This is a genomic window from Streptomyces novaecaesareae, from assembly GCF_000716875.1.
Taxonomy (GTDB): Bacteria; Actinomycetota; Actinomycetes; order Streptomycetales; family Streptomycetaceae; genus Kitasatospora; species Kitasatospora novaecaesareae.
Genome location: NZ_JNWQ01000018.1, coordinates 26,779 through 45,703 on the forward strand (window position 1 = coordinate 26,779; position 18,925 = coordinate 45,703).

Here is an 18,925-nt window from a genome sequence, read left to right on the forward strand (position 1 = left end):
CCCGTGGCTGCCCGGCGTCGCCATGCCCGGATCCGGACGCCTCGGCCAGGCGCCTCGACCGGGCGTGACAGACTGGCGGCGCAGACTTCCCGCCTACCGTTGAGGACGCCCGATGGACACCCCGCAGCCGCCGATCTGCTCCGCCAAGGGCTGCCGGGCGGACGCCGGCTGGGTACTGGTGTGGAACAACCCCAAGCTGCACACCCCGGACCGCCGCAAGACCTGGCTCGCCTGCGACGAGCACCGCGAGCACCTGTCCCAGTTCCTCGGCGTGCGCGGCTTCCTCAAGGAGGTCGTCGCCTTCGCCGACTACCCCAGGACTCCCGAGGGGCCTGAAGCCCCCGCAGAGCCGGCCTAGCCGCCGATCGCGGACATCGGCCGCTCGGGCTGCAGGAACTCCGGGTCGTCGATCCCGGCCCCGGCCTTCTTGCCCCACATCGCCGCCCGCCACAGCGCGGCCAGCTCGGCGTCGTCCGCGCCCGAGCGCAGCGCGGTGCGCAGGTCCGTCTCCCCGGTCGCGAACAGGCAGTTGCGCACCTGGCCGTCGGCGGTCAGCCGGGTCCGGTCGCAGGCCCGGCAGAACGGCCGGGTGACGGAGGCGATCACGCCCACCCGGCCCGGGCCGCCGTCCACCAGCCAGCGCTCGGCGGGCGCCGCGCCCCGGGCGGACGGCTCCGGGGTGAGCGTGAAGCGGGCGCGCAGCAGGTCGAGGATCTCCGTCGCGGTGACCATCGACGAACGGTCCCAGCCGTGCTGGGCGTCCAGTGGCATCTGCTCGATGAAGCGCAGCTCGTAGCCGCGTTCCAGGCACCAGGCCAGCAGGTCGGCGGCCTCGTGGTCGTTGACCCCGCGCATCAGCACCGCGTTCAGCTTCACCGGCGCCAGCCCGGCGGCCTCGGCGGCGGCCAGCCCGTCCAGCACGTCCTGGTGGCGGTGGCGGCGGGTGAGGGTGTGGAACACCTCGGGGTCGAGGGTGTCCAGCGAGACGTTGACCCGGTCGAGCCCGGCCTCCCGCAGCGCCGTCGCGGTGCGGGCCAAACCGATGCCGTTGGTGGTCAGCGAGAGCTCGGGGCGCGGCTCCAGCTCCGAGCAGGCGGCCACGACGGCGACCAGCCCAGGGCGCAGCAGCGGTTCGCCGCCGGTGAAGCGGACCTCGCGGACGCCCAGGTCGCGCACGGCGACCGTGACCAGCCGGACGATCTCCTCGTCGGTCAGCAGGTCCGGTTTGGCCAGCCACTGCAGGCCCTCTTCGGGCATGCAGTAGGTGCACCGCAGGTTGCACCGGTCCGTGAGGGAGACCCGCAGGTCGACGGCCTGGCGTCCGAAGGTGTCGAGCAGCACGTGCGTCCTTCCCGAGAAGCGGCCGGCCCGGCCACCGTCACGGCGGGCCGGGCCAGCATAGTCATCGCGGGACGATCAATGGGCGCCCAGTCCGGTCAGTGAGCGGACCTCCAGTTCAGCGTACTTCTCCGGGTCGGGGCGTTCCGCGGAGAGCAGGGTGCCGAGCCAGCCGGCCAGGAACCCGATCGGGATGGAGACCAGGCCGGGGTTCTCCAGCGGGAACCAGTGGAAGTCGACGCCCTGGAAGAGGGAGTTCTTGGCCCCGGACAGCACCGGGGAGAACACCACCAGCACCACCGAGGAGATCAGCCCGGCGTAGACCGAGCTGACCGCGCCGGCGGTGGTGAAGCGCTTCCAGAACAGCGAGTAGAGCAGGGTCGGCAGGTTCGCCGAGGCGGCCACCGCGAAGGCCAGCGCCACCAGGGCGGCGGTGCTGAGCTTGCCCGCGTAGAGGCTGAGCACGATGGCGACGGCGCCGATCGCGACCGCGGCCCACTTCGCCGAGCGCACCTCCTCCTTCTCGCTCGCCTTCCCGCGCCGGATCACGTTGGCGTACAGGTCGTGCGCGAAGGAGGCCGAGGAGGCGAGGGTGAGCCCGGCCACCACGGCGAGGATGGTGGCGAAGGCGACCGCCGAGATCACCGCGAGCATGATCGCCCCGCCGGTGCTGCCGGTCCCGCCGCCGAGCTGCTCGGCGAGCAGCGGCGCCGCGGTGTTCCCGGACGGCGTCTTGCCCTCGACGGCGACCATGCCGCTGCGGCCGACCAGCGCCGCCGCACCGAAGCCGAGCGCCAGGGTCATCAGGTAGAAGACGCCGATGATGCCGATCGCCCACAGCACCGACTTCCGGGCGGTCTTGGCGGTGGGGACGGTGTAGAAGCGGACCAGGATGTGCGGCAGGCCGGCGGTGCCGAGCACCAGTGCGATCCCGAGGCTGATGAAGTCGAGCTTGGAGGTGTTGGTGGCCCCGTACTTCAGCCCCGGTTCGAGGAAGGCCGCGCCCTTCCCGCTGGCGGAGGCGGCCGCGCCGAGCAGCTCCGAGGGGTTGAAGTGGTACTTGGCGAGCACCAGGACGGTCATCAGCGCGGCGCCGGCGATCAACAGCACCGCCTTGACGATCTGCACCCAGGTGGTGCCCTTCATGCCCCCTATCACCACGTAGATGATCATCAGCGCGCCCACCGCGAGGATGGTCCAGCGCTTGGCGCCGTCCCCGGTGACCCCCAGCAGCAGGGCCACCAGCGCCCCGGCGCCGACCATCTGGGCGAGCAGGTAGAAGATCGACACCACGATGGTGGAGATGCCCGCCGCGGTGCGCACCGGGCGCTGGCGCATCCGGAACGCGAGGACGTCCGCCATGGTGAACCGGCCGGAGTTGCGCAGCGGTTCGGCGATCAGCAGCAGCGCGACCAGCCAGGCGACCAGGAAGCCGATCGAGTACAGGAAGCCGTCGTAGCCGTTGAGCGCGATCAGCCCGGCGATGCCGAGGAAGGAGGCGGCGGACATGTAGTCGCCGGAGATGGCCAGGCCGTTCTGGAAGCCGGTGAAGCCGCGGCCGCCGGCGTAGAAGTCGGAGGCGCTCCGGTTCTGCCGCCCGGCCCAGACGGTGATGACCAGGGTGGCCGCCACGAAGACCCCGAACAGGGTCATCGTCAGGGTGCGGTGCTCGGTGGCGGAGCTGGCGAGCAATGTCATTCGGCGGACTCCCGGGGGGCGTGGACGACGGCACCGTGCGCCTCGCGGATCGCGGTGGCGGCCGGGTCGATCCGCCGGTCCGCGTAGCGGGCGTACCAGGCGGCGATGGCGAAGGTGGTGGCGAACTGCAGCAGCCCGAGCACCAGCGCCACGTTGATGTGCCCGATGACCTTGGCGCGCATCAGGCCGGGGGCGTAGCACGAGAGCAGGACGTAGAGCAGGTACCAGAGCACGAAGCCGATGGTGACCGGGAAGGCGAAGCTCCGGAACGAGCGCCTCAGGGTCCGGAACTCCTCACTGTCATCGATGAGTTGGACTTCCGTAGGGCCAGTGGTGATCGGCGGCGAATCCACTCTGTCTCCTCACTCCTTCGGCGTAGCGGTCACACGAGGGAACGAGCGGACGTGAGGGGCGTCACAATCCTCGGGTGCGCCGCGCAATGCTAGGAGCGTCGCGCCCACCCCGAAAGGGGTTGACGGCGATCAGTCGGACGTTCACCCCCTCACGCCACCCGAATGGCCGAAAACCACCATTCGGAGCCCCTCGGAGCCCCTCGGAGCACCCTCTCCGCATGCCGAAGGGGCGACACCGGCCAACGGTGCCGCCCCTCTTGACGAAGCGTCAGAACGCGATCCGGACCTTCAGGGCCGAGCGGTCGTGCATCGCCCGGTAGCCGTCCGGCACGCCGTCCAGGTCGACGGTGCGGTCGAAGACCAGGCCCGGCTCGATGGCGCCCGAGAGGACGTCCGGCAGCAGCTCGGGGATGTACGCGCGGGCCGGCGCGACGCCACCGTTCAGCGAAACGTTTCGGCCGAACATCTGGCCGATGTCCACGCCCGCGCTGCCGCCGTGCGGCACCCCGACGTACCCGACCGCGCCGCCGTCCCGGGTGATCGAGACCGCCGTCCGCATCGACTCCTCGGTGCCCACCGCCTCCAGCACCGCGTGCGCGCCCTGGCCGCCGGTCAGCTCCTTGACCGCCTCGATCGCGGCGTCCCCGCGCTCGGCCACCACGTCCGTCGCGCCGAAGCGCCGGGCCAGCTCGGTGCGGGCGGTGTGCCGCCCCATCGCGATGATCCGGCCCGCGCCCAGCCGGTGCGCCGCCAGCACGCCGCACAGGCCCACCGCGCCGTCGCCGACCACCGCGACCGTCGCACCGGGCCGCACCCCCGCCGAGACCGCCGCGTGGTGCCCGGTCGACATCACGTCGGACAGCGCCAGCAGCCCGGGCAGCAGCTTCTCGTCGCCCGCCGCCTCCTTCGGCAGCTTCACCAGCGTCCCGTCCGCGAACGGCACCCGCACGGCCTCGCCCTGGCCGCCGTCCGAGCCGACCTGGCCCCAGAAGCCGCCGTGCGGACAGGAGGTCTGCAGGCCCTCGCGACAGAAATCACACGTCCCGTCCGACCAGACGAACGGCGCCACCACCAGGTCGCCCTTGGCGAAGCCGCGCACCTCGGCGCCGACCTCCTCGACCACGCCCAGGAACTCGTGCCCGATCCGCTGCCCGGCCACCCGCTGCGCCACCCCGCGGTAGGCCCACAGGTCGCTGCCGCAGATGCAGGCGTTCACCACCCGGAGCACCACGTCCGTCGGGTGCTGGATCACCGGGTCCGGTACCTCTTCGATCCGGATGTCGTTGGGGCCGTGGATCACGGTGGCACGCATGCGCTGTTCCTTAGCTGGAAACGAACTCGACCAGGTGTACGACATCCCCTTCGACCACTCTATTCCGGGCCCCCGGTCGGAACATTTCGGCCGGGCCCCTCCGTCCCGCCCCTTATCCTGTTGGACCATGCAACCGATCCAGCCCGAGACGTACGGCGCGCCGCGGACCACCCCGGTCCCCGCCCAGCGCTCCGCCGCCCCCACCGAGGGCTTCGCGGTGGTCGACGTCGAGACCACCGGTCTCGGTCGCTCGGACCGCGTCATCTCGGCGGGCGTCTACCAGCTGGACGCCGACGGCGAGGTCACCGACCACTGGTACACCCTGGTCAACCCCGAGCGGGATCCGGGCCCGGTCTGGATCCACGGCCTCACCGCCGAACTGCTCGCCACCGCGCCGACCTTCCCGCAGATCGCCGACGCGTTCGCCGACCGGCTGCGCGGCCGGGTCCTGGTCGCGCACAACGCGCTCTTCGACTGGAACATGATCTCCCGCGAGTTCTCCCGGGCCGGCCTGCACGCCCCGGTCGAGCAGCGGCTGTGCACCATGGTCCTCTCCCGCGACCTTCGCCTGCCGCTGCCCAACGGCAAGCTGTCCTCGCTCGCCGCCCACTTCGGCGTCCGGCAGCGCCACGCCCACAACGCCCTGGACGACGCCCGGGTGCTCGCCGAGGCGTTCCGCCCCAGCCTGCACCTGGCCCGCCTGGGCGGGGTCGCCCTGCCGCTGCAGAACTGCGTCGCGGTCACCGACCTCGGCGAGGACGAGCCCGCCGGCCCCAGCCGCGCCTCCTGGACGGGCGCCGCCTACCGCCAGGCCCGGAAGCGCCCGGCCTGCCCGTACCCCAACCCGGGGCGCTGGGAGGACGGCAAGCCGCTCGTCCAGGGCATGCGGGTGGCCTTCACCGGCGACACCTCCACCGACCGCGAACTCCTGGAGGACCGCGCCGTCGAGGCCGGCCTGCACATCGCCACCTCGGTGAGCCGCCTCACCAGCCTGCTGGTCACCAACGAGCCGGACAGCTGGAGCGGCAAGGCCCGCAAGGCCCGCGAGGTCGGCACCCCGGTGGTCACCGAGGACGCCTTCCTCCAACTGCTGCGCGAGGTCGCCCCGCACCCCGGTGCGTGAGCCGCTTGTGAGGTCGGCGTACGGTTCCCATGTGTACCGTTTTCTGCTGACCCGCCAGTGGCTGATCACCATGCTGATCGCGCTGCTGCTGATCCCCGCGACGATCAAGCTGGGTTTCTGGCAGCTGCACCGCCACGAGGCACGGGTGGCCCGGAACGAGCTGATCGGCAAGGCCCTCACCGACCCGCCCGTCCCGTACGACAGCCTGTCGCCGGCCCCGGGCTTCGCGGTCCCCAAGGACCTCACCTGGCGCGCGGTGACGGCCACCGGCCAGTACGACCCGGCGCACGAGTTCGTGGTCCGCAAGCGGACCGACTCCAGCGGGGACACCATCGGCTACTTCGTGGTGACCCCACTGAAGCTCTCCGACGGCAAGGGCACCGTCCTGGTCAACCGCGGTTGGGTCGCCTCCGGCGCCACCGCCACCGAGTACCCGCCCGTCCCGGCCGCCCCCGCCGGCGAGGTCACCCTCACCGGCCGGCTGCGCGCCGAGGAGACGTACGGCGCCAGCGGCATCAAGGACCGCGCCGGCCTGCCGGACCGGCAGTTCAACCTGATCAACACCGACCAGCAGGCCAAGGAGACCGGCGCCACCCTCCTCGGCGGCTACCTCGAACTGGCCGCCACCACCCCGGCCCCGGCCGACCAGCCCCAGCTCATCCCCGAGCCCAACCACTCCGACATCGGCCCGCACATGGCCTACGCCATCCAGTGGTGGCTGTTCACCGCGATGATCCCGGTCGGTGTCTGGATCCTCGCCCGCCGCGAGGCCAGGGACCGCGCCAAGCAGGCCGCCGAGCCCGAGACGGTCACCGAACCCGTCCCGGTCTAGCGCACGTCGTCCTGGGGCACGTCGTCCCGGAGCACGTCGTCCAGCTCCCGCAGCAACCGCGCCTTCGCCCGCGCCCCCACCACCGACCGCACCGGCTCCCCGCCCCGGAACACCATCAGCGTCGGCATCGACAGCACCCCGTACGCGGCCTGCGTCCGCGGATTGCGGTCCACGTCCACGCTCACCACCCGCAGCCGGTGCGCCTCCTCCCGCGCGATGTCCGCCAGCACCGGCGCCATCATCCGGCACGGCGGGCACCAGTCCGCCGTGAAGTCCACCAGCACCGGCCCGTCCGCCGCCAGCACCTCCGCGGCGAACGTCTCGTCCGTCACCGCCGGCACACCCGCGATCTCCACCATCGCCTACTCCCTCGTCAGTTCACACCGTGGCGGCTGCTCGGAGGCCGCGAGTCCGTCCCGTGCCCGCACCGCCCGCTCGAACTGCCCGGCCACGCGCGCCCGCGCCTCCCGGAGCCGTGCGATGCAGTCGTCCAGCTCCGCGAGCTTGCGCTCGTACACCTCCAGCGAGGCCTGGCACGAGTCCCCCTCCGGGTGCCCCGCCCGCAGGCACTCCACGAACGGCCGGGTCTCCTCCAGCTCGAACCCGACGTCCTGCAGCATCCGGATCTCCCGGAGCAGCCGCAGGTCCGCCTCGTCGTACGCCCGGTACCCGTTGCCCGCCCGCCGGGCCGGCAGCAGCCCCAGCTGCTCGTAGTACCGCAACGCCCGCGTGGTCGTCCCCGCCCGCTCCGCCAACTCCCCGATCCGCATGCCGAACCACTCCTCCCGAACAGCCGGTACCGACCGTAAACCTTGCCCCCGACGTCAACGCCAGCCCCGACCGGCGCCCTTCCGGGCGCCCCACCCCCGACCCCCGGTCCCGCCCACCCGGCAAGATGTCCCCCATGGATCTCGGACTGAAAGACAAGGCCTACATCGTCACCGGCGCCACCCGGGGCCTCGGCCTCGCCGCCGCCCGCGAGCTCGCCGCCGACGGCGCCCGCGTCCTGGTCAGCGGCCGCACCCAGGCGGCGGTGGACGCCGCCGTCGCCGGACTCGACACCCTCGGCACCGCCCGGGGCCTGGTCGCCGACAACGCCGCCCCCGACACCCCCGAGCGCCTCATCGCCGAGGCCCGGAACCACTTCGGCCGTCTCGACGGCATCCTGATCAGCGTCGGCGGCCCCCAGGCCGGCCCGGTCGAGACGACCCCCGAGGAGGCCTGGCGCGACGCCTTCGAGTCCGTCTTCCTCGGCGCCCTCCGTCTCGCCCGCACCGCCGCCGCCGCGCTCTCCGACGGCGGTGTGATCGGCTTCGTGCTCTCCAGCTCAGTCCGCCAGCCGATCCCCGGGCTGGGCATCTCCAACGGCCTGCGTCCCGGCCTGGCGATGGCCGCCAAGGCCCTCGCCGACGAACTCGGCCCCCGCGGCATCCGGGTGGTCGGCCTGCTCCCCGCCCGGATCGACACCGACCGGGTCCGCGAGCTCGACTCCCTCGCCGCCGACCCTTCGGCCGCCCGCGCCCAGGCCAGCGCCGGCATCCCGCTGGGCCGCTACGGCACCCCCGAGGAGTTCGGCAAGGTCGCCGCCTTCCTGCTCTCCCCCGCCGCCTCCTACCTGACCGGCGTCATGATCCCGGTCGACGGCGGCGCCCTCCGCACCCTCTAGGGCCTGTCCGGCCCCCGCCGCCCTACACCACCCTCGATTGCCTCCGGCGCCGCCGGGGCCACCGGTGCCGCGGCTCGGCGGGGGCCGCCTGCAGCACCCGGATCCGCAGGTCGGCGGGCAGCTCGGGCAGCCGCAGACTGCAGAGCGCATCGGTCCGGGGCCCGTCCTCGAAGTGCTCCACCAGCGCCGCCGGGTCCCCGCCCGGCGTCAACCGCACGGCCCCGCGCAGGCGGGGGTGCCCGGGCGCCCGCACCAGCCGCACCCCCGCCCGCTCGACCTCCGGCAGCACCGCCGTCCCGGTCTCCAGCGCCTCCTCCAACGCCCGCGCGCTGACGCGCAGTCGAAGCCCGCTCACCTCCGGCGTCGGCACCGTGATGCTCGACAGCCCGGTCCGCCGCAGCTGCGCCACCAGCCACCACGCCATGCCCGCCACCAGCACGGTCAGCCCGCCGATCACCGTCGGCCACCACCACGAGGACGACACCCACCGCCCCCGCGACCGCGCGCTCACCACCGGCTGGTCCGGGGACGTGAGCGGCCACCACCCCGGCGGGTGCAGGCCCACCCGCCGGTACAGGTCGAGCCCGCCCAGCAGGACCAGCACCCCGACTCCCAGCAGTACCGCCCCCACCGCCCCCAGCAGCACCCGGTTGACGACCGCCCGCCTCACTCCGCCACCTCCGTGCTCTCCCCCGCTCCGCCGGCGGCCCGGCCGCCCGCCGCCCGTACGTCCAGCCGCGGCGGCCGTGCCAGCCCCACCCTCCCCAGCTCGTCCCGCAACTGCCGCTCCACCGCCGCCGGGTCCGCCCGCCCGACCAGCGACACCCGGACCTTCCGCCGCCCGACCCGGATCCGCAGGTGGTCGATCCCGTCCAGCCCCGCCGCCCGGTCCGCCAGCAGGTGCCCGATCCCGGTCCGCTCGATGACCGCGGCCGTCCCGCCGTACGGCCGCAGCACCAGCCACCGCCGAAGCCCGGGCGCGATCGCCAGCCACAGCAGCCATCCGCCGAGCAGCGTCACCACCCCGGCCCCCACCAGCACCCCCAGGTCGTCGAGGTGCCGTGTCGCCAGCTCGTCCACGATCTGCGCCCGCCACCTGCGCGCCGGCCGCCCGGCCCGGACCGCGATCACGTCGTACAGCAGCGCCACCGCGAGCACCAGCAGCCCCGTCGCCACCAGGGCCGCGGCCGCCGTCCGCGGCGCCCGCAGCCGCTCGGCCTTCCCCGCCCCACCTGCCTCGCCGGCCCCGTCGGCCTCGCCCTCGGCCGCCTCCGAGCTCACGACGCTCCCCCCGTCACCAGCTTCTCGACCACGATCACCACGTCCGACACCCGCGTCCCGGTCAGCCCCACCACCCGCGCCGCGATCCGCGCGCGCACCGCCCCGGCCAGCGCCGCGACATCGGACGGGAACGGCAGCTCGACCGCGACCCGCACCGTCACCGTGCTGCCCGGCACGGCCACCGTGACGTGCGGCGGCGCCCCCTTCGCCCGCCCGGCGGGCCAGGCCTCGGCCAGCACCTCCCGGGCGGCCCGGGCCGCGATCCGGGCGTAGACGCGGTCGGCGACCCGCAGCCGCCCCCGGCGCCCCGAAGCGGGGACGGCCGCGGGAACGGGGGTCGCCATCAGCGGCGCCGGTCGCGGCCGCGGAGCAGGTCCCCGAGCTCGCCCGGCTCGATGTCGCCTTCCAGTAGACGTCCGATCACGAAGCCGACCAGTCCGAGTACGCCCACCAGCAGGAACGCCGCGAACCCCCCGAAGTACCCGGCGAAGCCGAGGGCCATGCCCACCACCAGGCCGACGATGGCCAGGTTCATCCGCTACTCCCTCGTTCCGCGCTGCCTCGTCCTGTCAGGGCCCGCCCGGGCGGGCCCTACTTGAGCTTGGGCCGCTGCCCCGACACCGACACCGGCTCCTCTTCCTCCTCGAACTCCGGTTCGTCCGGGAGGTGGACGTCGTTGACCGCGATGTTGACCTCGACGACTTCCAGGCCGGTCATCCGCTCGACCGCGTTGATGATGTTCTCCCGCACCTGGCGGGCGAGTTCGGGAATGACCACGCCGTACTCGACGACCAGGGCGATGTCGATCGCGGTCTGCTTCTCGCCGACCTCGGCCTTGATGCCCCGGCCGACACTGGGCCGTCCGCCGGGCACCCGGTCCCGCATCGCGCCGAAGGTCCGGGCGAGCCCGGAGCCCAGCGCGTGGATCCCGGGGACCTCCCGGGCGGCCATCCCGGCGATCTTCTCCACCACGCCGACGGCCAGCGCCGTACGACCGCGCTCCCCGATCGGCTTCCCGCCGCCGGCGCTCGGCGGCGGTCCGGGGGTCGGGGTGCCACCGGCGTTCTTGTGCAGGGTCGCGGGCGTCGGAGTGTCAGGCATGGGCGAATCTCCCGTCGTACGGCTCCAGCTATATCGCAAACCTCCCCAACTCTGGCATTTCGCCACGTTCCCCGCCCGCCGAGCGGCGCCCCTCCGACTCCCCCGGAGCACCCCGGAAACGCGGAAGGCCCGGCCCCGGGGGTGTCCCCGGGGCCGGGCCTCCGATCGGCGACGGAAGGTCAGTCGCCGATCCCGGCCAGCTCCCGCAGCCGACGGGCCTGGGCCGCCCGTTCGGCCGTACGCTGCTCCTCGAAGGAGCGCCCGGCGGCCCCCTGCAGCAGCGCCTTGGTCTCGATCACCGCGCCGCGCGGAGCGGCCATCAGGGCCCCCGCGAGGTCGCGGGCGGCGGCGTCCAGCTCCGCCCCCGGCACGGCCAGGTTGGCCAGCCCGATCGCGGCGGCCTCCTCGGCGCCGACCCAGCGGCCGGTGGCGCAGATCTCCAGCGCCCGGGCGTAGCCGACGAGTTCGGTGAGCGGCTTGGTTCCGGCCAGGTCGGGGACGAGGCCCAGCGAGGTCTCCTTCATCGCGAACTGGACGTCCTCGGCGACGACCCGCAGGTCGCAGCCGAGCGCCAGCTGGAAGCCCGCGCCGACGGCGTGGCCCTGGACGACGGCGATGGAGATCAGGTCCGGGCGGCGCCACCAGGTGAAGGCCTCCTGGTACGAGGCGATGGTGTCGTCCAGTTCCTTGTCGCCGGCGGCGGCGAGCTGGAGGAAGGTGGGCTCGCCCGGGATGCCCTCGGCGGTGAACATGGCCCGGTCGAGACCGGCCGAGAAGGAGACGCCCTCCGCGCGCAGCAGGACCACCCGGACGCTGCCGGGCAGCTCGCGGCCGGCGGCGGCGAGGGCGCGCCAGAGCGCGGGCGACTGGGCGTTGCGCCGCTTGGGCTGACAGAGGGTGACGACGGCGAGTTCGCCTTCGATCTCCAGGCGGACGCCGTCCCGCTCCCAGCTCGGGGCCTGCGGTTCGGTGGCGGGGGCGGTCATGCGGGGACCTCCGGTGGCGAGGGACGTGGCTACCGGAGAGTAACAAACCTGGGCGCGCGAGGGCAGGGGCCCGGCCCGGAAAGATCGGCGGGGCCTTCGGGCACCGCCGGAAAGGGAGAGGAGGGGGCGGACGACACCCCGGACATGACGATCGGCGGCCGGTCCACACGACCCGAGGGCGGACGCCCAGCTGACGGTCCAGCTGTCGTCTCCTCGGTCGGCGCCCTGCCGCCGCGTCATCCAGCCAATGACTGATGAACCGTCAGGAACCGGCCCCGGCAGTCGCTTTGTTCTTGCCCCGCGTGGCACCGCCGCGGCCCCGGAGGATCACTCCGGACTCGCTCAGCATCCGGTGCACGAAGCCGTACGAACGACCGGTCTCCTCCGCGAGAGCGCGAATGCTCGCCCCGGAGTCGTACTTCTTCTTGAGATCGGCCGCGAGCTTCTCACGCGCGGCACCGGTCACCCGGCTGCCCTTTTTCAGAGTCTCGGCCACCCGTGCCTCCTCGTAGCGTTGCTCGGTCAGATTCCCATGATCACCCATCCACCGCGTCCTGGCCACCCATTCGACAAGGTCGATGTCGGAAATGCGTGGTCCTCCGGTGGTGATCCGAGCGCACCAGGGCGCTCACGCAGAGTGCACGCCCCCGGGCGGGTGCCGCCGTTCGCCGAGAAAGAGCTGATCAGCAGCGTCGGCCCGACCACGATCGAGTGGCGGGCCGACAGGAAGTCCTTAAACGGAATCCGGGTCTACTTCATTCCCGGACACGCCGTAAGGACTAGTTTTTCTGGTCCGAAAAGCGGATGCCGCGTCTACTTCCGGTCAGGCCAGCGAGACCAGATCGGCGTAGGCCGGGCTCCAGAGGTCCTCCACGCCGTCCGGCAGCAGGATGATCCGCTCCGGCTGGAGCGCGTCGACCGCGCCCTCGTCGTGGGTGACCAGCACGACCGCGCCGGAGAACTCGCGCAACGCGCCCAGGATCTCCTCGCGGCTGGCCGGGTCGAGGTTGTTGGTGGGCTCGTCGAGCAGCAGCACGTTGGCGGAGGACACCACCAGGGTGGCCAGCGCCAGACGGGTCTTCTCACCACCGGAGAGCACCCCGGCCGGCTTGTCGACGTCGTCGCCGGAGAACAGGAAGGAGCCGAGGATCTTGCGGATCTGCACCAGGTCGGTGTCCGGCGCCGAGGAGCGCATGTTCTCCAGCACCGAGCGCTCCGGGTCCAGCGTCTCGTGCTCCTGGGCGTAGTAGCCGATCTTCAGGCCGTGACCCGGGATCACCTCGCCGGTGTCCGGCTGCTCCACCCCGGCCAGCATCCGCAGCAGGGTGGTCTTGCCGGCACCGTTGAGGCCGAGGATGACGACCCGCGAGCCGCGGTCGATGGCCAGGCCGACGTCGGTGAAGATCTCCAGCGAGCCGTAGGACTTGGAGAGCCCGCTGGCCGTCAGCGGGGTCTTGCCGCAGGGGGCCGGGTCCGGGAAACGCAGCTTGGCGACCTTGTCGCTCTGCCGCACCTGCTCCAGCCCGGTGAGCAGCTTCTCGGCGCGGCGGGCCATGTTCTGCGCGGCCACCGTCTTGGTCGCCTTGGCGCGCATCTTGTCGGCCTGCGCGTTGAGGGTCGCGGCCTTCTTCTCGGCGTTGGCCCGCTCGCGCTTGCGGCGCTTCTCGTCGTCCTCGCGCTGCTGCTGGTACTGCTTCCAGCCCATGTTGTAGACGTCGATCGCGGAGCGGTTGGCGTCCAGGTAGAAGACCTTGTTGACGACCGTCTCGACCAGGTCGACGTCGTGCGAGATGACGATGAAGCCGCCCTTGTACGTCTTCAGGAAGTCCCGCAGCCAGGCGATCGAGTCCGCGTCCAGGTGGTTGGTGGGCTCGTCGAGGAGCAGCACGTCGGAGTCCGAGAAGAGGATCCGGGCGAGCTCGACGCGGCGGCGCTGACCACCGGAGAGGGTGTGCAGCGGCTGGCCGAGGATGCGGTCCGGCAGGCCCAGCGCGGCGGCGATGGTGGCGGCCTCGGCCTCGGCGGCGTAACCGCCCTTGGTGAGGAACTCGGTCTCCAGCCGGGCGTACTTCTTCATCGCGTTGTCCCGGGTGGCGCCCTGACCGTTCGCCATCCGGTCCTCGTTCTCGCGCATCTTCTTCAGCACGGTGTCGAGGCCGCGGGCGGACAGGATGCGGTCCTTGGCGAGGACGTCCAGGTCGCCGGTGCGCGGGTCCTGCGGGAGGTAGCCGACCTCGCCCGAACGGGTGACGGTCCCGGCGGCGGGCAGGCCCTCGCCGGCCAGCACCTTGGTGAGCGTGGTCTTGCCGGCGCCGTTGCGCCCGACCAGGCCGATCCGGTCGCCGGCGGCGACCTTGAAGCTCGCGGACTCGATCAGGATCCGGGCACCGGCGCGCAGCTCTAGGGCGTTGGCGGAAATCATGGCTGGGAACTACTCCTGGGACGTGGGCGGGCGGCCGGGTGGGGGCCCGGGGCCGGGCTGGCGGGAAGGGGCTTCATCGACGGTCGGCGCGGCACACGGAGCGCCGCCGCCCGCTATTGCCCGGAGAAGATAGCCATGGCGGCAAGTCTACCGGGCCGTCCGGAACACCCCTTTGGGGGACGACCGCCCCGGGTGCCGACCGGCCCGACGAACCGCCGGTTACTGCTGCTGCGCGGCCGGCTGGTCCCCCGCGGAGTCCGCCGGGGCGTCCGACCCGGCCGGGGCCACCGGGGCCACCGGGGCGTCCACGGTCGGGGTCGCCGCCGGGTCCGCGCAGCCGCCCTGCGGACGGACCGCGGCGAACGGCGCGTCCAGGCTGCCGCAGGCCGTCTCGGGCGCGGCCGCCTTGGTGTCGAACACCCGGGGCGGGACGACCGGGCCGTCGGTGATCTCCACCCGGCTGCGGTCCAGCACCTTGACCGTCGCGGCCGGGCCGGTGCTCGTCGCCCAGCCGTTGCTGTCCAGCCGGTAGCCGGTGATGCCGCCGGAGACGGCCTGCCCGGCGCTGTTGGTGCAGGTGCGCGGGATGAGCACCGCGTAGTCGGTGTGCACGGCGCGCAGCGGGTCGTAGACGCAGCCGTTGGACGGCCTGTCGTTGTAGCGCAGGTCGCCGTCGGCGTCGCGCAGGCCCATGGTCAGGTTGGGCGTCACCAGGGCCAGCCAGGGCGAGCCGTCCCGCTGGACGGTGTGCAGCGCGGCCGCGGCCCGCTGCTTGGCGAGCTGCTTGCGCTGGGCGTCGGTCCGCTTGTCGGCGCCGGGCTCGCCGTCGCCGCGCAGCCAGTCCGCCAGGCCGGGCACCGCGCGGTGCCAGCGCACCTCGTGGTCGCCGGGGCGCACCGAGGTGACCAGGCCGTCGTCCCAGACCACGATCGCGCTGTCCCCGGCCATCGCCAGGTAGAGCGCCTCGGCGCCCTCGCGGCGGTAGGACCAGGCCTGCTCGCCGGTCTGCTTGTGGAAGGCCTCCAGGCCCGGGCCCACCCGGAGGTCCAGGTCGGCCGCGCTGAGCGACTCCGAGTTCACCGGCGTCGCCTCCGCGCCCGGTCCCGCCACCCGGTCGCCGAACGGCACCGGCTTGTTCGCGTGTGCCGCCGCGCCGGCCGCAAGGACCAGCATCACCGCCAGGGCAGGCAGGATCGAGCGGGGGGTCAGTACACGCATCGGCTTCCGGGACACGGCCGGAGCGTACCTTTCGGCGGGCACGCGAGTCAGCTCGGTTCACTCCCCCGCCCGAGCCGCCGACCGCGGGCCCTGGCCCGGCCGACTCGCCCGGACGTCCGCCCGCCCACCTGCGTCGTCGGCGCCCCGGCCGCTCCGCGGGGCGTGCCGGAGCGGCCCGCGCGGGCCCGGCCGGACCGTTACAGAGCTGATACATGGCGGGGGGCCGGCCGCCGTTGCGGCAGACGGCGTTCGATTATCGCCCACTTTAGGGTGACATTCGGCTTTCCCTTCCCCCGCCGGGCCTACTGTCGGCGACCGGGGCGCCACGGTCCGTCCACGCCGAGGCCGCGCGCCCCGCCAACGCGACGTCCGGAGGAGAGACCATGCGAATCGGCCGCCTGACGCTGGCCGCCGCCGCCCTGCTGCTGATGGCCACCGCCAGCGTCCCGGCCGGGACGCCGTTCAGCCAGACCGACCGGCACTCCCTCTCCTCGGACGCCTTCGAGCCCCGCGGCGCCGCCCCCCGCCCGCCGGTGCAGCGGCCCAGGCACGAGCCGCCGTTCGGCGCCTTCGTCGGCTCCTGGGACGACTACATCCCGCAGATCGGCCGGTACGCGCAATGGCTGGGCGGCGCGAACATGCAGGTCGGCCACACCTACCTGGCGGGCAACGGCTGGGCCGACATCGAGGGCGAGCCGGTGGTCCTCGGCATGTGGTCGCAGTGGCGGCTGGACGACCCGTCCCGGCTGCTCGTGCTCGGCGTGCCGATGCTGGTGCCCAACGAGGCGGACGTGCCCGACGGCGAGGTGGCCAGGCTGCTCGCCCAGGGCGCGCGCGGGGACTTCGACAGACACTTCCTCAAGCTCGCGCGGCGGCTGGTCGCGCTGGGCGGCGCGGACACCGTGCTGACCCTCGGCTGGGAGATGAACGGCACCACCTACACCCACCGCTGCAAGCCCGACCCCTCAGCCTGGAAGTCGTACTGGCGGCGGATCGTCGGCGTGATGCGCTCGGTGCCCGGGCAGCGGTTCCGCTTCGACTTCGCCCCCAGCCGGGGCCTGGACGCGATCCCGTGGACCAGGTGCTACCCCGGCGACGACGTGGTCGACATCATCGGCATGGACAGCTACGACCAGCCCGCCGGGGGCACCTTCGACGACTACGTCCGCGAGCCGTACGGCCTTCAGGACCAGGTCGAGTTCGCCGCCCGGCGCGGCAAGCCCGTCTCGTACCCGGAGTGGGGGCTGTTCCGCAACGGCGACAACCCCGAGTACGTGCAGCGGATGGTCGAGTGGATGCGCACCCATGACACCGCCTACCAGACCGTGACCGACTACTGCCCGCACGGCTTCTTCCAGTGCTCCGGCAATCCGCGCTCGACGGCGCGGTTCAAGCAGCTGATGTCCGGCTCGAAGGGCGCGCCGGTGGTGGTGCCGACCGCGCCCCCGGTCCCCACCGTCCCGGCACTGCCCTCCGTGCCCGCCACGCCGAGCATCCCCGCCCTGCCGACCTCGACGCCGACCCCGACGCCGACCCCGACGCCGACTCCGACTCCGACGACACCGAGGCCGACGCCGAGCCCGGCCGCGAGCCCCTCGGCGGCCCCGACGCCGACCCGGCGCTGAGCGGTCAGCTGCGGCGGCGGGCCAGCAGCGCCTCCTTGAGCCGGGGGAAGCGGGTGCGCAGCTGGAGCGCCGCCTCCTGCCGGGCCCGCACCGCCCCGGCCCGGACGGCCGCCACCGGCGCCGCCCCCGCGGGGCCGAGCAGCAGCCGCTGGTTGGGCAGCGCGTCCGGCCGCCAGCGCTGCTTGTACGGCTCCCGGCCGCGCAGCAGGCCGAGCACCGGGATGCCCGCGCCGACCGTCTCGTCCAGCGCCGCGGTGAACAGCAGCCCGGCGATGTCCAGCCGCTCGCGCAGCACCGGGTGCGCGCCGTACAGGTACAGCCCGCCGAAGGACGGGCAGAGCAGCAGCAGGTTCACCGCGACCAGCTGGCCGTCCAGGTGGAACTGGTGGACGACGGCCTTGCCGGTGGCGACCAGGCCGGTGGTGGACTCGATCAGGTGCCGGGCGAAGCGCTCGGTGCGGTGCTCCGGGGTGACACCGCGCTGCTGCCACTGCAGGAAGTGCAGCCGCAGCAGCCCTTCCAGCGCCTCCGGCACCTCCGCCGGCGGCGTCGAGCGGACCTGCACCCCGGCTTCGGCGATCTTGCGCAGCTTCACCCGGCTGCGCTGGGCGGTCTTGCCGGGCAGCCGCTTGAGCAGCCGCTCCATCGGGACGGCGGGCAGGTACTGGCAGAGCGAGTCCTGGAAGCGGCGGCGACTGCCCCGCCAGTGCTCGTACACCCGCTGCACCGCGGCCTCGGGGTGCACCTCGCGCAGCTCCAGCGAGTGCCAGGGGCGGGTCAGCGGGAGGGCGGCGGCGAATTCGGCGGCGGCCCGGTCGGCGCACTCGTCGTCGAGCAGGACGTCGGTGTAGTCGACCAGCCCGGAGCCGAGGCCGGTCAGGCCGCCGAGCGGGCCGCCGCGGCGCATGAAGGCGCCGGCGCCGACCAGCCGGCCGTCCCGGCGGACCAGCACCACGAGCAGGGCGCCCGGGCGGCCGTACTGGCGCCACCAGGAGCGCTGCCAGTCGGCGGCCTGGAAGAAGGTGGCCATCCGGCAGCGGGCCGCCAGGTCGTCCCACTCCTCGGCGACGGTGTCCAGGGCGTCGTCCTCGCGGCGCAGCTCGGTGGTCCAGGACGGCGCCGCGGCCTGGGCCGGCAGGTCGGCGCCGCAGGTCTCGGTACTCATCGTCCGCTCCCGGCCGCGGCCTTCGCGCCGGCCTTCGCTCCGGTCTTCGGGTCGCTCTTGGCGCCGGCCTTCGGGGCGGCCTTCGCGCCTTCCTCGGCCTCGGCCGGCTGCTCCTCGCTGCGCGGGCGCGGCGTCACGGGGGCCTCGGCCGGCTCGGGGGCGGCTGTCGACTCGGGGGCCGCGGCGCCGTCCGGGCTCCCGGTGCCTTCGGCGACCTCCGGCGCCCCGGCCCCGCCCCGGCGGCGGGTCGTCATCACCAGCGCGCCGAGCAGCAACCCGGCCGCGCCGCCGACCGCGACGTCCAGCTTCCCGGAGGGCGTGGTCGGCTTGTCCGGCGCGGCGGCCGGGGCCAGCGTCACCAACCGGACGTTGGTGTCCTTGCTGCTGGTGTTGGCGAAGGCGACGAGCGAGTCCGCCACCGCGTCGGCCGTCCGGGCGGCCTCCTGGGCGCGCGGCCCGGTGCCGGTGATCTCGATCATCGGCGCGTCCGGGGAGGTCGTCCCGTGCACCAGGGACTCCAGCTCGGTCCGGGTGTGGCCGGTCTCGCCGGCCGCCACCGCGAGCACCTGCGGCTGGCCCGCCAGCCGCCCGTACGCCTGGGCGAAGTTGGTCGCGGTCGCGGCCTCGCCCGGGTTCTGCGGGACCACCAGGACGTAGGCGCTGGCGGAGTACGAGGGGTGCGAGACGACGGCGTACCCGGCGCCGGCCGCGGCGCCCAGCGGCACCGCGAGCGCCACCGGCCACCAACGGCGGGCCAGGCGGCGGGCGGTTCGACGCGGTGTGGTCATGGGTGTGGCTCCTTGGG

Annotated in this window: 22 protein-coding genes; 5 read left to right on the forward strand and 17 right to left on the reverse strand. The window is 73.7% G+C overall.

Going from position 1 to position 18,925, the window contains the following annotated elements:
- Window positions 1–112: 112 nt before the first annotated feature.
- Window positions 113–358, forward strand: a complete 246-nt coding sequence (locus OP86_RS09025) for a hypothetical protein (protein WP_030059914.1) — start codon at window positions 113–115, stop codon at window positions 356–358.
- Here the strand turns inward: OP86_RS09025 and moaA are convergent.
- The 4 genes from moaA to OP86_RS09045 all read right to left on the reverse strand — a co-directional run bounded on the left by moaA (window position 355) and on the right by OP86_RS09045 (window position 4,701).
- On the reverse strand, window positions 355–1,341 hold the full coding sequence (moaA, locus tag OP86_RS09030; protein WP_030059915.1) for a GTP 3',8-cyclase MoaA: 987 nt from the start codon (window positions 1,339–1,341) through the stop codon (window positions 355–357). The genes OP86_RS09025 and moaA overlap by 4 nt on opposite strands.
- A gap of 75 nt (window positions 1,342–1,416) precedes the next feature.
- On the reverse strand, window positions 1,417–3,036 hold the full coding sequence (locus tag OP86_RS09035; RefSeq protein WP_030059917.1) for a solute symporter family protein: 1,620 nt from the start codon (window positions 3,034–3,036) through the stop codon (window positions 1,417–1,419).
- Window positions 3,033–3,389: a DUF485 domain-containing protein gene (locus OP86_RS09040; protein ID WP_051829876.1), complete on the reverse strand. Its 357-nt coding sequence runs from the start codon at window positions 3,387–3,389 to the stop codon at window positions 3,033–3,035. The genes OP86_RS09035 and OP86_RS09040 overlap by 4 nt, the downstream gene beginning before the upstream one ends.
- A gap of 268 nt (window positions 3,390–3,657) precedes the next feature.
- The gene (locus OP86_RS09045; protein ID WP_030059922.1) at window positions 3,658–4,701 is read right to left on the reverse strand and encodes a zinc-dependent alcohol dehydrogenase family protein; all 1,044 of its coding nucleotides are present in this window, start codon (window positions 4,699–4,701) and stop codon (window positions 3,658–3,660) included.
- 127 nt (window positions 4,702–4,828) lie between these two features.
- On the opposite strand from OP86_RS09045, the gene OP86_RS09050 reads away from it, so the two are divergent.
- Together OP86_RS09050 and OP86_RS09055 are read left to right on the forward strand one after the other, a co-directional pair.
- Entirely contained in the window at window positions 4,829–5,824 is a 996-nt protein-coding gene (locus OP86_RS09050) for a DEDDh family exonuclease (RefSeq protein WP_051829877.1), read from the forward strand.
- 31 nt (window positions 5,825–5,855) lie between these two features.
- On the forward strand, window positions 5,856–6,656 hold the full coding sequence (locus tag OP86_RS09055) for an SURF1 family cytochrome oxidase biogenesis protein (protein WP_030059925.1): 801 nt from the start codon (window positions 5,856–5,858) through the stop codon (window positions 6,654–6,656).
- On the opposite strand, the gene trxA is transcribed toward OP86_RS09055, so the two are convergent.
- Entirely contained in the window at window positions 6,653–7,015 is a 363-nt protein-coding gene (gene trxA / locus OP86_RS09060) for a thioredoxin (protein WP_030059927.1), read from the reverse strand. The two genes, OP86_RS09055 and trxA, sit on opposite strands and share 4 nt — an antisense overlap.
- Window positions 7,016–7,018: 3 nt before the next feature.
- Complete coding sequence (locus OP86_RS09065) at window positions 7,019–7,426, reverse strand: MerR family transcriptional regulator (protein WP_030059929.1); 408 nt, start codon at window positions 7,424–7,426, stop codon at window positions 7,019–7,021.
- Between the two features lie 134 nt (window positions 7,427–7,560).
- Here OP86_RS09065 and OP86_RS09070 point away from each other — a divergent pair, with 134 nt between their 5' ends.
- Window positions 7,561–8,322: an SDR family oxidoreductase gene (locus OP86_RS09070; RefSeq protein ID WP_030059930.1), complete on the forward strand. Its 762-nt coding sequence runs from the start codon at window positions 7,561–7,563 to the stop codon at window positions 8,320–8,322.
- Between the two features lie 22 nt (window positions 8,323–8,344).
- Here OP86_RS09070 and OP86_RS33440 read toward each other — a convergent pair whose 3' ends face one another.
- The 9 genes from OP86_RS33440 to OP86_RS09115 form a co-directional block, all read right to left on the reverse strand.
- Complete coding sequence (locus OP86_RS33440; RefSeq protein WP_051829878.1) at window positions 8,345–8,992, reverse strand: hypothetical protein; 648 nt, start codon at window positions 8,990–8,992, stop codon at window positions 8,345–8,347.
- Window positions 8,989–9,603, reverse strand: a complete 615-nt coding sequence (locus OP86_RS09080) for a DUF6286 domain-containing protein (RefSeq protein WP_051829879.1) — start codon at window positions 9,601–9,603, stop codon at window positions 8,989–8,991. The genes OP86_RS33440 and OP86_RS09080 overlap by 4 nt, the downstream gene beginning before the upstream one ends.
- Window positions 9,600–9,947, reverse strand: coding sequence for a hypothetical protein (locus OP86_RS09085; RefSeq protein ID WP_030059936.1), 348 nt, complete (start codon window positions 9,945–9,947; stop codon window positions 9,600–9,602). The genes OP86_RS09080 and OP86_RS09085 overlap by 4 nt, the downstream gene beginning before the upstream one ends.
- Window positions 9,947–10,138: a hypothetical protein gene (locus OP86_RS09090; RefSeq protein ID WP_030059937.1), complete on the reverse strand. Its 192-nt coding sequence runs from the start codon at window positions 10,136–10,138 to the stop codon at window positions 9,947–9,949. Before OP86_RS09090 ends, OP86_RS09085 begins: the two co-directional genes overlap by 1 nt.
- 56 nt (window positions 10,139–10,194) lie before the next feature.
- Window positions 10,195–10,704 carry an Asp23/Gls24 family envelope stress response protein gene (locus tag OP86_RS09095; protein ID WP_078588823.1) on the reverse strand — a complete coding sequence of 170 codons (510 nt, stop codon included), beginning with the start codon at window positions 10,702–10,704 and terminating at the stop codon, window positions 10,195–10,197.
- Between the two features lie 179 nt (window positions 10,705–10,883).
- Window positions 10,884–11,690 (reverse strand): enoyl-CoA hydratase/isomerase family protein, encoded by an 807-nt coding sequence (locus OP86_RS09100; protein WP_030059939.1) that lies wholly within the window; start codon window positions 11,688–11,690, stop codon window positions 10,884–10,886.
- Between the two features lie 262 nt (window positions 11,691–11,952).
- Window positions 11,953–12,186, reverse strand: a complete 234-nt coding sequence (locus OP86_RS09105) for a helix-turn-helix domain-containing protein (RefSeq protein WP_030059940.1) — start codon at window positions 12,184–12,186, stop codon at window positions 11,953–11,955.
- A 327-nt stretch (window positions 12,187–12,513) separates the two neighbouring features.
- Entirely contained in the window at window positions 12,514–14,112 is a 1,599-nt protein-coding gene (locus tag OP86_RS09110; RefSeq protein WP_030059941.1) for an ABC-F family ATP-binding cassette domain-containing protein, read from the reverse strand.
- Window positions 14,113–14,331: 219 nt separating this feature from the next.
- Window positions 14,332–15,345: a PQQ-binding-like beta-propeller repeat protein gene (locus OP86_RS09115; protein WP_030257943.1), complete on the reverse strand. Its 1,014-nt coding sequence runs from the start codon at window positions 15,343–15,345 to the stop codon at window positions 14,332–14,334.
- Between the two features lie 368 nt (window positions 15,346–15,713).
- On the opposite strand from OP86_RS09115, the gene OP86_RS09120 reads away from it, so the two are divergent.
- A complete protein-coding gene (locus tag OP86_RS09120; RefSeq protein ID WP_106973368.1) occupies window positions 15,714–16,955 on the forward strand; it encodes a glycoside hydrolase family 26 protein in 1,242 nt (413 codons plus the stop codon).
- Between the two features lie 4 nt (window positions 16,956–16,959).
- Here the strand turns inward: OP86_RS09120 and OP86_RS09125 are convergent, their stop codons facing one another.
- Both OP86_RS09125 and OP86_RS09130 read right to left on the reverse strand, forming a co-directional pair.
- Entirely contained in the window at window positions 16,960–18,120 is a 1,161-nt protein-coding gene (locus OP86_RS09125; RefSeq protein ID WP_051829880.1) for a GNAT family N-acetyltransferase, read from the reverse strand.
- On the reverse strand, window positions 18,117–18,908 hold the full coding sequence (locus OP86_RS09130) for a Wzz/FepE/Etk N-terminal domain-containing protein (RefSeq protein WP_051829881.1): 792 nt from the start codon (window positions 18,906–18,908) through the stop codon (window positions 18,117–18,119). Before OP86_RS09130 ends, OP86_RS09125 begins: the two co-directional genes overlap by 4 nt.
- Window positions 18,909–18,925: the final 17 nt, after the last annotated feature.

Coding starts and splice junctions, on each gene's coding strand:
- OP86_RS09090 (WP_030059937.1), bottom strand. CDS start 10,138: ATGAACCTGGCCATCGTCGGCCTGGTGGTGGGCATGGCCCTCGGCTTC.
- OP86_RS09125 (WP_051829880.1), bottom strand. CDS start 18,120: ATGAGTACCGAGACCTGCGGCGCCGACCTGCCGGCCCAGGCCGCGGCG.
- OP86_RS09070 (WP_030059930.1), top strand. CDS start 7,561: ATGGATCTCGGACTGAAAGACAAGGCCTACATCGTCACCGGCGCCACC.
- OP86_RS09120 (WP_106973368.1), top strand. CDS start 15,714: ATGCGAATCGGCCGCCTGACGCTGGCCGCCGCCGCCCTGCTGCTGATG.
- OP86_RS09130 (WP_051829881.1), bottom strand. CDS start 18,908: ATGACCACACCGCGTCGAACCGCCCGCCGCCTGGCCCGCCGTTGGTGG.
- OP86_RS09025 (WP_030059914.1), top strand. CDS start 113: ATGGACACCCCGCAGCCGCCGATCTGCTCCGCCAAGGGCTGCCGGGCG.
- trxA (WP_030059927.1), bottom strand. CDS start 7,015: ATGGTGGAGATCGCGGGTGTGCCGGCGGTGACGGACGAGACGTTCGCC.
- OP86_RS09100 (WP_030059939.1), bottom strand. CDS start 11,690: ATGACCGCCCCCGCCACCGAACCGCAGGCCCCGAGCTGGGAGCGGGAC.
- OP86_RS09035 (WP_030059917.1), bottom strand. CDS start 3,036: ATGACATTGCTCGCCAGCTCCGCCACCGAGCACCGCACCCTGACGATG.
- OP86_RS09110 (WP_030059941.1), bottom strand. CDS start 14,112: ATGATTTCCGCCAACGCCCTAGAGCTGCGCGCCGGTGCCCGGATCCTG.
- OP86_RS09085 (WP_030059936.1), bottom strand. CDS start 9,947: ATGGCGACCCCCGTTCCCGCGGCCGTCCCCGCTTCGGGGCGCCGGGGG.
- OP86_RS09050 (WP_051829877.1), top strand. CDS start 4,829: ATGCAACCGATCCAGCCCGAGACGTACGGCGCGCCGCGGACCACCCCG.
- OP86_RS09095 (WP_078588823.1), bottom strand. CDS start 10,704: ATGCCTGACACTCCGACGCCCGCGACCCTGCACAAGAACGCCGGTGGC.
- OP86_RS09045 (WP_030059922.1), bottom strand. CDS start 4,701: ATGCGTGCCACCGTGATCCACGGCCCCAACGACATCCGGATCGAAGAG.
- OP86_RS09065 (WP_030059929.1), bottom strand. CDS start 7,426: ATGCGGATCGGGGAGTTGGCGGAGCGGGCGGGGACGACCACGCGGGCG.